The 13,668-nt window shown below is 45.0% G+C and carries 1 protein-coding gene; it reads right to left on the reverse strand.

Annotated elements, in window-relative coordinates; translation table 11 throughout:
* Window positions 1-90: 90 nt before the first annotated feature.
* The gene (locus C6N34_RS15055; protein WP_236107202.1) at window positions 91-13,539 is read right to left on the reverse strand and encodes a cadherin domain-containing protein; all 13,449 of its coding nucleotides are present in this window, start codon (window positions 13,537-13,539) and stop codon (window positions 91-93) included.
* Window positions 13,540-13,668: the final 129 nt, after the last annotated feature.

Raw genomic sequence — 13,668 nt, forward strand, 5'->3', positions numbered from 1 at the left:
CGTGGGGGAGACAGGGAATGAATTCCCTGTCTGAAAGCCAAAGTCGGGTGATCGTAGGTTGAGTTTAATATTAAACCCAAAATTGACATATTAACCAAAGGAGAAGACGGTGTCATTGAAGTCGTAATCATTGACCCCTACACCAGCGGGTAAATCTTCGAATCCAAAGACATTATTGCCAAAGCTCCTGATGTGAGCTGCACCATCTGGGTTGGCCGCACCAAAGCTAAAGTAAGCAACTGGGAAAGAGGTATAGTTTTCAGCGGTGGCTCGACTATTATCAGCATTAAGTTGGAAGAAGGTGTTAATAGCATCCTGCATGCTACCGAACAAGTTACCACCATTGGCAATAACGAAGGGAGCGTAAAATTTATCCCCGCCCACAACCACATTTCCAGTTATGCCATTTCCCGAACCCCCAGCTCGTACTGCAAAACTAGATACTGCTCTGTTTAAAGCAGCCCTAGCATAGCCAGATTGTCCTGGGGCAATGCCATTAACTGTACCTGTAGCATCATCTATTTCATAAAGACCAAACAGGTTATTAAAAGCCGCATCAGTACGACCTAAAGTTCTTTGCAGAATATCCCTGGATTGAGTTGGATTATAGCCAGCACGGAAATTGAAGGACACATTATTAACAATACCAGACAGGGAACCAGCTTCTGAAGGAATTAAGGGATCACCGGGGTTAACATTGGTTACATCTGGGTTTACCACAACTTTTGTTCCGGTCACATTAACCTTGACGTTTGCAGTTGCTGTTAAATTTCCTTGGTCAGAGATAGTATAGCTAAAAACATCATCTCCTATATATGCAGCATCCGAGAGGGTGTATTTTAGCTGATTGCCAATAATTTCCACCTTACCTTGTTTACCGTCAGTTACGCCAATAATTTTCAGTTGATCAGCGCTATCAGGATCAGTATCGTTCTTCAAAGGTTCAATGGATCCGCTAGTATCTCCAACAATGGCTAAAAAGTCACCAATAGCAGTAGGTGCTTCATTGACATCTTCAACCTTGATATCGATATCTCGGATTACAGGGGTTTTACCATCTCCGACCGTGACTTGTACTTGGTAAATATTATTCTTATCCGCATCCTCGGGTTTTTCAAAGTCTGGTTCTCGATTAAACGTCAAGTTACCTTGGGAATCAATGGACAGTAATTTAGCATCAACTCCTGCTAGGGCAAAGGTAATAACATCTTCCGGTTCCGGATTTTGAACACTGATTCTACCGACTGATTTACTATTTTCAGAGACCTTGAAGGAGACAGCAGAGAAAACAGGTGGTTCATTAACGTCTCTAACACCAATAGTCAGCTGTTTCTCAAAGAACAGTCCACCTTGGTCGGTGATCCGAACTCTAATGCTGTAGCTGTTCTTGGTTTCAAAGTTAAAGGCAGCAGCAGTTTTTAGTTGACCACCATCTATGGTAAAGAAACTGTTATCGGTAGCACCTGTTCCCGTAACTAGACTATAGCTAAAGGTGTTTCCAGCATCCGGGTCTGTGGTAGAGAAGTTACCCACCACTGTGCCACTTGCTTGGTTTTCCTCAATAGTGGTGGCTGATAAAGTCAGGTCTGTGGGTGCTTCATTAACGTTGGTGACATCGATAATCAGAATCTGGGTAACTGGATTATTACCGTCCGTAACTTGGATTTGCAGGTTGTAGCGATTATCAGCTCCCACATCGGTTGGGGCTTCAAAGTTAGGAGCGGTAACAAAGCTCAAAGCTCCCGTAGTGCTATTGATGTTGAACAAACTCTGGTCTGCTCCCCCGTTAATGCTGTAGGTCAGGGTATTACCATCTGCATCAGTGGCAGTGATATTTCCCACTGCCGTGCTATTTTCCGCCACGGAGAAGGTGGAGCTACTGGTTATTACCGGTGGATTGCCAATTTCATCCACATTGGTGACATTAATGGTAACTGCTTGAGTAGCAGTTAGGCCCCCACTATCGGTGGCGGTGACGGTCACACTGTAAGCATTGGTTCCCGCTGCACTACCTTTCGCCTCAAAATCAGGGGGAGTTTTAAAGGTCAGTGACCGGGTCGTATTATCAATGTTGAACTTGCCCGCATCTGCACCGGAAAGGCTGTAGGTAAGGGTGTCACCCGCATCCGGATCGTTAGCAGGAGCGATGGTTCCTACAGTAGTGCTGTTTTCCGCTGTAGAGAAAGTGGCAGTCGGATTGGCAAAGCTGGGTGCTTCATTAATACCGGTAACATTAACGGTAACTGTCTGGGTAGCGTTTAAACCCCTAACATCGGTGGCGGTAATGGTCAGACTGTAGGTGTTGGTTCCCGCTGCACTACCTGGTGCTTCAAAATTAGGGGGAGTTTTAAAGCTAAGGGCGCGAGTAATGGTATTAAAATTAAACTTGGTTGCGTCCGCTCCCGATAGGGTGTAGTTCAGAATATCCCCCGCATCTGGGTCGGTAGCAGGAGAGATGGTTCCCACATTAGTGCTATTTTCCGCTGTGGAGAAGGTAGCAGTGGTATTAGCAAAGCTAGGTGCTTCATTAACATTGGTAACATTAATGGTTAACTGTTTCTCAAAAGACAGTCCACCTTGGTCCGTGCTACGAACTCTAATACTGTAGCTGTTCTTGGCTTCAAAATTAAAGGCAGCAGCAGTTCTTAACTGGTTGCCAACTATGGTAAAGGAACTATTATCGATAGAACCTGTTCCCGTAACTAGACTATAGGTGAAGGTGTTACCAGCATCCGGGTCTGTGGTAGAGAAGTTACCCACCACTGTGCCAATTCCTTGATTTTCTGCAATGCTAGTAGCTGATAGAGTCAGGTCTGTGGGTGCCTCATTAACATTGGTAACAGTGATAATCAAGTCCTGGGTAACTGGATTATTACCATCGGTAACTTGGATTTGCAGGTTGTAAACGTTATTGATTCCTGCGTCTGTTGGTACTTCAAAGTTAGGATCAGTAACAAAGCTCAAAACCCCCGTATTGGCATTGATAGTGAATAAGCTCTGGTCTGCTCCCCCGCTAATGCTGTAGGTCAGGGTATTAGCATCCGCATCAGTGGCAATAATAGTTCCCACTTGTGTGCTGTTTTCTGCCACGAAGAAGGTGGAGCTACTAGTTATCACCGGTGGATTGCCAACTTCTGGGACATCGGTGACGTTAACAGTAACTGCTTGGGTGGTGGTTAGGCCCCCACCATCGGTGGCGGTTACCGTTACACTGTAAGCATTGGTTCCCGCTGCACTACCTCGTGCTTCAAAGTTGGGGGCAGTTTTAAAGCTGAGCAAGCGGGTAGAAGAGTCTATATTAAACTTGCCCCCATCTGCTCCAGAAAGGGTGTAAGTAAGGGTGTCGCCTGCATCTGGATCGGTAGCAGCAGCAATGGTTTCTACAGTAGTGCTGTTTTCAGGTGTAGAGAAGATAGCAGTGAGATTAGCAAAGCTGGGTGCTTCATTAACGTTAGTGACAGTGATAATCAAGTCCTGGGTAACAGGATTGACGCCATCCGTAACTCCGATTTGCACGTTGTAAATGTTATCAGTTCCCGGTGCTTCAAAGTTAGGAGCATTAACAAAGCTCAAAGCTCCCGTATTAGCATTGATGGTGAACAAACTCCGGTCCGCTCCCCCGCTAATGCTGTAGGTCAGGGTATTACCATCTGCATCAGTGGCAATAATAGTTCCCACTGCCGTGCTGTTTTCTGCAATGGAGAAGGTGGAGCTACTAGTTATCACCGGTGGATTGCCAATTTCTGCCACATCGGTGACGTTAACGGTAACTGCTTGGGTGGTGGTTAGGCCCCCACGATCAGTGGCGGTGACGGTCACGCTGTAAGCATTAGTTCCCGCTGTACTACCCGGTACTTCAAAGTTGGGGGCAGTTTTAAAGCTGAGTAAGCGGGTCGAGGAGTCTATATTGAACTTGCCTGCATCTGCACCGGAAAGGGTGTAGGTAAGGGTGTCGCCTGCATCTGGATCGGTAGCAGCGGTAATTATTTCCACCCTAGTGCTGTTTTCTGCAGTGGAGAACGTAGCAGTGGGATTAGCAAACCTAGGTGCTTCATTAACGTCGATAACATTAATGGTAACTGCTTGGTTAGTGGTTAAGCCAGCAGCATCCCTGGCGATAACAGTAACGCTGTAAGTATTACTACCTGGTGCTTCAAAATTAGGAGCAGTCTTGAAGCTTAAAAACTGGGTGGTAGAATCAATATCGAACTTGCCTGCATCTGCACCGGAAAGGGTGTAGGTGAGGGTATCTCCCCTATCCGGATCAGTGGCAGCCACACTTCCCACAAGGATTGTGTTTTCCGCTGTGGAGAAGGTAGCAGTAGGGGTATTAAAGCTGGGCGCTTCATTAACGTCGGTAACAGTGATAATCAAGTCCTTGGTAACCGTGTTATTATCACTATCTTTGACTTGGATTTGCAGGTTGTAGCGATTATCAGATCCCACATCGGACGGGGCTTCAAAGTTAGGCGCTGCAACAAATCTCAGAACTCCTGTGGTGGGGTCGATGGCGAACAAACTTTGATCCGCTCCCCCGCTAATGCTGTAATTAAGGGTGCTAAGTTCTACATCAGTAGCAGTAATAGTTCCCACTGCCGTGCTGTTTTCTGCCACGGAGAAGGTGGAGCTACTAGTTATCACCGGTGGGTTGCCAACTTCTGGGACATCTGTGACATTCACGGTAATTGCTTGGGTGGTAGTTAGACCCCCACCATCGGTGGCGGTTACTGTTACACTATAAGCATTAGTTCCCGCTGCACTACCTGGCGCTTCAAAGTTAGGGGCAGTTTTAAAGCTGAGTAAGCGGGTAGAAGAGTCTATGTTAAACTTGTCCCCATCTGCTCCAGAAAGGGTATAAATGAGGGTATCTCCCGCATCTGGATCGGTAGCAGCGGTAATTATTTCCACCCTAGTGCTGTTTTCTGCAGTGGAGAACGTAGCAGTGGCATTGGCAAAGCTGGGAGCCCTATTAAATCTCACTTCCCGTGCGATCGCTGCACTGGTATTACCAGCAGTATCTGTGGCAGTTGCCAGTAAAGAAAGTATTCCTTCACTAGGTAATTCACCCGCGCTAATATTCACTGACCACTGGCCATTAATAGCGGTGACCGTGCGTGTCACATTACCAAAGGTCAATCGAACTCGGGAGTTGGCCTCTGCAGTTCCTGTAATGGTAATGCCACTTGATCTTTCTGCAGGGTTGATGATATCGTCACCTGTAACCGGATTAATGACAGGGGCGTTGGGTGGGGTGGTATCTAATAACAGAGTGCGAGAAGCGGCGATGGTTTGGGATCCGGACTGAGCAATGCCAATGGCCTCAACACTGTATGAACCATCTCCTGGCAACTCCTGGGGTGTAAAATTAGCAGTCCAGTTTCCACCATTGACGTTTACTGTTTTCCTTTGTCCAGCAATGGTGACTTGTACCTGAGCTAGTCCGGTTGCAGTTCCCGTAATAACAGCACCCGCTGCTTTTTCGGCTGCATTCAAAATGTCATTTCCAGCAATGACTCCAATGGTTACTGGTGGCAAGTCATCACTAATAATAGTTGTTGCTGCTTGTCCCGCTGCTACCATTACTGAGCCTATATTAGGAGTCTCTATCCTCATTACTAACTGTTCATCAGTTTCAATGAGAGTGTCTCCTAATACGGTGACCTTCACCAGCTTTTCCGTTTCCCCATCTGCAAAGTTGATTAAACCAGACAATGGAGTACCAGGAGATAAATCATCAGCATTAATGGACCCCTCCAATCTGTAGTCCACTGTGAGATTACCGCTGGGGTTGGTGCGCCATACCCGGAAGGTAACATCTTGTGAAGCGCTGTTTCCTTCTGTAATAGATAATGGAGTAGCCCCTACACCAACGGAAGTAATAACTGGAGCTTCTGCTGGAGCAGTCTTCCCTTCAGGTTCATCTGGAGACGCCTGCGCACCTTGAATAAAAGATCTTTCTCCCGTTAAGAGGTAATCATAAATGGCTGCATTCTGTAATACAGGATCGGTAATTCCTTCAGCAGCAGTGCGTGCTGCTGTTAATAAATCTGCAGGAACTTGGTTCAGGTCAATAACGCCTTGAGGGAAATTACTGCGGTCAAAACCGCCAAATCTTTCTCCCACACCATAGGAGAAAAGGGAATCCTTACCATTGTTTGTACCTACCGCATCTAACCGCCAACTATTGGCAAAGGCTCCATAAAGATTCTCAAACCTGACTGGCTGAGAATAGAGAGTGCCATCTCGCCCGGTTAGATCATCTGTCCTATCGTTGTTCCGATTGCCCAGTAATCCTCTAAATCCTCGAGTACTACCTGTAGGACTTTCAGCAACTAAGACATTTACATCCATAAAGGCATCGTAAATCTCTACTCTAACCTGCTCTCCTAAATCGTTTAGGGTAATGGTGTATTCGTTGCCATTAGTAATTGCCCTCCGCTGTATATCAAAATTACCATCACCATTTATATCCACACCTCCCTCTGCAGGGTCAATATTACCATCGCCATTTATATCTGCAGGGTCAATGGATACAATTACTCCATCCACCAAGAGCTGGTCTGACCCTAGCTGCAACTCAATCCGTCTTTCACCGAGTTTAACAGCCATACGAGTAGTAATAGACACCACTTCCGAACCAGGATACGGTTCATAGCGGACTTGCACCTGGAAGGGGTTATCGGACCCAGGGGTTGTTTCCACTAGGACAAATTCGCCCACTGCCATAAAGTCATAGGCCAGTCCATCTAGGGTTACCAAGTGAGGATCTCCAAAACCCCAACCCCAGAATAGACCATCATCATTTAAAATCCGCGCCTGGGCGGAATTTTGTGAAAGCGAGATCGATGCAGGATCTGGGTTGTTAATAACAGCTTGAAACCATTCTGCAAATTCACGGGTATTATCCCCTTGAACGCTGATAGTCAAAGGAGCAGTGGATTGCCCCGGTGCAAAATTAACCGTTCCTGAGGGGAATGTGCTACCGACAAAATCGTTACCATCAGCATTGGGGAAGAAGAAGCTTTGAGTATTCCAGTTGACACTCAGGGCTGAATTCAGGTTACCCTGGCGGACAACTTCAAAGGTGTAGTTTGTGGGGGTTCCTTGATTGCCTTCAAAACGAGTTTGCAGCCATGCATTCCCTGGGTTACGAATAGAAAGAAAAGTCTTGGTGGTAGCAATATCTGCGGAATTGATATGATTAAACTGATTATCACCACCCTCAAATCCTAAATTATAGGCATAGCCTTCTTCGCTACCTAAACCCCTGTTACCACCATAGGACCAAATATAATTGGCTTTTCCATAGCCCCCTGTGCCAATTCCATCTTGGTCAGTTTGAATATCAAAATACTCATTAACCCAAATATAAGTGTTAATGTTCCTTAAACCAAAATCGAAGCTATTCTGAACAGAAGTGACTTGATAATAACCAGTCTTACCCGTATCATTGGGTTTTGAATTTATAGCAAGGTATCGCCCTGGAGCGTTAATGTAATCTCGACTGGCATAGCCATAGCCCTTGTAATAGTCATTATTTGTGTCTTCGCCATAATAATAAGTAAATTCAAAGAAGACATTATTACTTCTTATATCGGCTTCAAAGAAGTTGCTAAAATAAGGGTCAGAGCTGAAAAAGTTAGGATCGTATGCAAAACCATATTCTGAACCCAAACCAGAGAAACCACTAACTGTACCCTGTGGCGGCCATATATTAGTTGTTGGTCCAAATCCTGTATCAGCGTCATTGTAGCTGGTAAGGTAAACCAGGTTGTTAAAGGAAATGTTAGTGGTAATTTCTCCAAAAGAGTCAATGGTGTAGGATCCTGTTTGACCAGTTTCATTAGTATTGGAAACAGGTATGTTTTGACCCTGGGTGTAGGTTCCCACTGGAGCATACACATAACCACTATAGCTATCACCATTACCGTAGCGGTAAGTAAAGTTATACCGCTGATAGCCAGGTAGACCAACAGTCAGAGTAAATGGGTTAGAAAGAGAGCTGACATTACCCGCAGCATCCGTAGCCTGGGCAGTGAAATCGTAAGTTCCTGGAGCTAGGTTAGCAGTGGTGAAGGTATAATCCCCAGGAGTGTTGGCAGCAGTAGCGTCACCATAGGTAAGACCATTACGGAACACCCGTACGGAACTGCCTGCTTCCGCTTTGATATTCAGGGTCGGGGTGAGATCATCTGTGGTAATACCGTTGCCAAAGGTTCCTGTAACTGGCGCCACATCATCTCTGAAATTGATAATTTGGGGAGCATCAGGAGGGGTATCATCCACATCGGTGACGTTAACAGTAACTGCTTGGGTAGCAGTTAGGCCCCCTCCATCGGTGGCGGTTACCGTTACACTGTAAGTGTTGTTTCCCGCTGCACTACCTGGCGCTTCAAAATCAGGGGCAGTTTTAAAGGTTAATGACCGGGTTGTATTATCAATGTTGAACTTGTCCGCATCTGCACCGGAGAGATTGTAGGTAAGGGTGTCGCCTGCATCTGGGTCGGTAGCAGTGATGATTCCTACAGTAGTTCTGTTTTCCGCTGTGGAGAAGGTAGCAGTGGTATTAGCAAAGCTAGGTGCTTCATTAACATTGGTAACATTAATGGTTAACTGTTTCTCAAAAGACAGTCCACCTTGGTCGGTACTACGAACTCTAATACTGTAGCTGTTCTTGGCTTCAAAATTAAAGGCAGCAGCAGTTCTTAACTGGTTGCCAACTATGGTAAAGGAACTATTATCGATAGAACCTGTTCCCGTAACTAGACTATAGGTGAAGGTATTACCAGCATCCGGGTCTGTGGTAGAGAAGTTACCTACCACTGTGCCAATTCCTTGATTTTCTGCAATGCTAGTAGCTGATAGAGTCAGGTCTGTGGGTGCCTCATTAACATTGGTAACAGTGATAATCAAGTCCTGGGTAACTGGATTATTACCATCGGTAACTTGGATTTGCAGGTTATAAACGTTATTGATTCCTGCATCTGTTGGTAATTCAAAGTTAGGATCAGTAACAAAGCTCAAAACCCCCGTATTGGCATTGATAGTGAATAAGCTCTGGTCTGCTCCCCCGCTAATGCTGTAGGTCAGGGTATTAGCATCCGCATCAGTGGCAGTAATAGTTCCCACTGCCGTGCTGTTTTCTGCCACGGAGAAGGTGGAGCTACTAGTGATTACCGGCGGATTACCGACTTCCACCACATTAGTGACATTAACAGTAACTGTTTGGGTAGCAGTTAGGCCCCCATCATCGGCGGCGGTAACGGTCACACTGTAAGTGTTGGTTCCTGCTGCACTACCTGGTGCTTCAAAATCAGGGGCAGTTTTAAAGGTTAATGACCGGGTTGTATTATCAATGTTGAACTTGGCCACATCTGCACCAGAAAGGGTGTAGGTAAGGGTATCACCTGCATCTGGATCTATAGCAGCAGAAATTGTTCCTACAGTGGTGCTATTTTCCGCTGTGGAGAAGGTAGTAGTGCCATTAGCAAAGCTAGGTGCTTCATTAACATTGGTAACATTAATGGTTAACTGTTTCTCAAAAGACAATCCACCTTGGTCCGTGCTACGAACTCTAATGCTGTAGCTGTTCTTGGTTTCAAAATCAAAGGCAGCAGCAGTTCTTAACTGGTTGCCAACTATGGTAAAGGAACTATTATCGATAGAACCTGTTCCCGTAACTAGACTATAGGTGAAGGTGTTGCCAGTATCTGGGTCTGTGGTAGAGAAGTTACCCACCACTGTGCCAATTCCTTGATTTTCTGCAATGCTAGTAGCTGATAGAGTCAGGTCTGCGGGTGCTTCATTAACATTGGTAACAGTGATAATCAAGTCCTGGGTAACTGGATTATTACCATCGGTAACTTGGATTTGCAGGTTATAAACGTTATTGATTCCTGCATCTGTTGGTAATTCAAAGTTAGGATCAGTAACAAAGCTCAAAACCCCCGTATTGGCATTGATAGTGAATAAGCTCTGGTCTGCTCCCCCGCTAATGCTGTAGGTCAGGGTATTAGCATCCGCATCAGTGGCAGTAATAGTTCCCACTGCCGTGCTGTTTTCTGCCACGGAGAAGGTGGAGCTACTAGTGATTACCGGCGGATTACCGACTTCCACCACATTAGTGACATTAACAGTAACTGTTTGGGTAGCAGTTAGGCCCCCATCATCGGCGGCGGTAACGGTCACACTGTAAGTGTTGGTTCCTGCTGCACTACCTGGTGCTTCAAAATCAGGGGCAGTTTTAAAGGTTAATGACCGGGTTGTATTATCAATGTTGAACTTGGCCACATCTGCACCAGAAAGGGTGTAGGTAAGGGTATCACCTGCATCTGGATCTATAGCAGCAGAAATTGTTCCTACAGTGGTGCTATTTTCCGCTGTGGAGAAGGTAGTAGTGCCATTAGCAAAGCTAGGTGCTTCATTAACATTGGTAACATTAATGGTTAACTGTTTCTCAAAAGACAATCCACCTTGGTCCGTGCTACGAACTCTAATGCTGTAGCTGTTCTTGGTTTCAAAATCAAAGGCAGCAGCAGTTCTTAACTGGTTGCCAACTATGGTAAAGGAACTATTATCGATAGAACCTGTTCCCGTAACTAGACTATAGGTGAAGGTGTTGCCAGTATCTGGGTCTGTGGTAGAGAAGTTACCCACCACTGTGCCAATTCCTTGATTTTCTGCAATGCTAGTAGCTGATAGAGTCAGGTCTGCGGGTGCTTCATTAACATTGGTAACATTAATGGTTAACTGTTTCTCAAAAGACAGTCCACCTTGGTCCGTGCTACGAACTCTAATGCTGTAGCTGTTCTTGGTTTCAAAATCAAAGGCAGCAGCAGTTCTTAACTGGTTGCCAACTATGGTAAAGGAACTATTATCGATAGAACCTGTTCCCGTAACTAGGCTATAGGTGAAGGTGTTGCCAGTATCTGGGTCTGTGGTAGAGAAGTTACCCACCACTGTGCCAATTCCTTGATTTTCTGCAATGCTAGTAGCTGATAGAGTCAGGTCTGTGGGTGTTTCATTGATGTTGGTTACACCAATGGTTAACTGTTTCTCAAAAGACAGTCCACCTTGGTCCGTGCTACGAACTCTAATGCTGTAGCTGTTCTTGGTTTCAAAATCAAAGGCAGCAGCAGTTTTCAGTTGACCACCATCTATGGTGAAGGAACTATTATCGATAGAACCTGTTCCCGTAACTAGGCTATAGGTGAAGGTGTTGCCAGTATCTGGGTCTGTGGTAGAGAAGTTACCCACCACTGTGCCAATTCCTTGATTTTCTGCAATGCTAGTAGCTGATAGAGTCAGGTCTGCGGGTGCTTCATTAACGTCGTTAACACTTAGGGTCACTGTGTTAGTGGCAGTTAGTCCACCTCCGTCTGTGACTGTGATCCCAAGGGTGAAGGTGTTAGGTAAACTTTCAAAGTTGTTAGCAGCAGCTGATATACCTGCTGCTGTCAAGGTAATTTGTCCACTACTAGAATTAATGCTGAAAAATCCGCTTTCATTTCCACTGGAAATGCTATACTGTCTAATACCTACGTTATCTGTATTGGGCAAGTTGTCACTTGCTGATACTGTTCCTAAGGTGGCTCCCTGCAGTTTATTTTCTGGGTAGGATAGGACTTGAGTTGTTATCGTGGGGTTAATACCATCGAAGACGTTCCTTGAATTACTACTAAAGTTATTTCCCGCTATAGTAATACTGTTTGCAGTAATCTGGGCTGCGTCACGTAAGACAACCCCAACTTCCCAGTTTCTAATGGTGTTGTTTTGGATGTTGAGATTGCTATTATAGGTTCCATAGTCAGTGAAAGTGGGAATTACATCAATACCGTAATAACTAGCAGCTTGATGAGTTCCACCTTCACCGAAAAACTCGTTATTTTTGACCGATACCAGTCCCGGCAAACTACCGTAAAGGTTCAGACCCGTGATTAAATTAACACCGCCATTGGTACCTGTTGGAGTTAAAGTGTTGTCTTCAATGGTCACACCGTTGAAGTTACCCCGCACCTCTAAAGAAGATTTGTGGTCTGTAGTATATTTGAGTTGAGCTAGATCCATTGTGATCTCATTGTCACGGATCACTAAATTACTACCGGAAGGACCTCCAGTCACAACCTTAGCGGTTGCCATGACAGCAGGAATCAGACCGGATAAATTATTTGTAGAGGCTTGAGTATAAGCATTAACAAAGTTGTTAGCAGGAAAAGTATTCTTCTCTATAGTGACATTATTGAATAGGAAGGGATCATTCACTTCACCATAAAGCTGGATACCACCGCTGTTAAACTGACCACTATTATTTTTGATATTAACAGTATCATTTCTCCCCTTGAGTTCTAACCAATAGTTACGACCATAGCCACCACCATAACTACCACCATAGCCACCATAGCCACCGTAACCATAGCCAGTCCCGCTAAAAAATTTCCCAAATCCGTCAAAATCGGCACCACCAGCGTGCAGTCCGTGATAGAACTTATTACCATCTATGGTAACATTGGTGAGAGATGCCAGGTATAGGTGGGCAGCACGAGGGCGCCAAAAAGTGTTATTATTAATACTTGAATTACTGAGTCCGGCTAAGTACATAGACCCGCCCGTGCCACCACCGCCCAATAAGCCACCAATGTAGTTGGCATCAATCTGCCAACCGGTAACTTGATCGGTTGGGTTGTTGCTGTTAGCATCTCCGAAACGGGGTCCCTTATTGGCGTTATACCCGGTAACGTAGTTGTTGAGTAGTTTAAAGTTATCTGGTGTACTAGTCCATTGCAAAGGACCGTTTTCATTTCTGAGTCGGAAACCATCAATAGTAACATTGTCTGCTGTTACAGTAACAGTGCCCTTAATCCAAGCTTCTGGGTTAGTACGGTATCCCTGATTGATATTAATACCACCAGTTAAGTTAATATCCGGTATAGTTGGTCTAATTCCTTTATTGGGACCTTCCAGTGTAACCGACTTATTTATAGTCACGTTTTCATTGTATACACCGGATAGCACCCTAATTACATCACCGTTGCTGGCAGCATCAATGGCTGCTTGAATTGTTGTATAAGTTTGACCGGGTCCAACTTCCAGAATAGCGGTGACCTGGTTATTGATGGCAACCGGAGCAATAGGATCTACTGTGAGGCTAGGATTACTGCTACGAGCAATAAAATTAACTGTTGCCTGGCCATCAAATGTACTGGTTGTTACAAAGGGAATATTAATAAATGATTTATTAGTTACAGATGTAGTTAAATTTTGAAAGGTTAGCAGCACAAAATTCCCCGTGCTGCCATTACCATCAGCATTGTTAGTATCAGCACCTGTTATTCTGCCACCTAAGGGAACAGTACCTGTATTATCACCAATAGTGATAGCATCTACATCAATTTGAAGTTCATTGCTAAAGTAAACCTCTATACTTGCTGAAGACACAGCCGGATCTGTAAAGTTTTCCAGTCGATAGTCGAGATTAATCTTTCCACTACGTGGTGAAATGCTCTGAATTTTCGGTGTGATTACAAGTTTTGGTGTAGACATAAATCTCCAGTGTATTATTTAGGGGTTATCGTAACAAATCAGCACAAGCATAACACAACTTGCCAGTCTCTAGGAATATAGTCTAAGCAAACTAATGTTTCCAAGATTATAGTGTGTACGGACTACACA

Source organism: Cylindrospermopsis raciborskii Cr2010 (genome assembly GCF_003367075.2).
Taxonomy (GTDB): domain Bacteria; phylum Cyanobacteriota; class Cyanobacteriia; order Cyanobacteriales; family Nostocaceae; genus Raphidiopsis; species Raphidiopsis raciborskii.

Coding starts and splice junctions, on each gene's coding strand:
- C6N34_RS15055 (WP_236107202.1), bottom strand. CDS start 13,539: ATGTCTACACCAAAACTTGTAATCACACCGAAAATTCAGAGCATTTCA.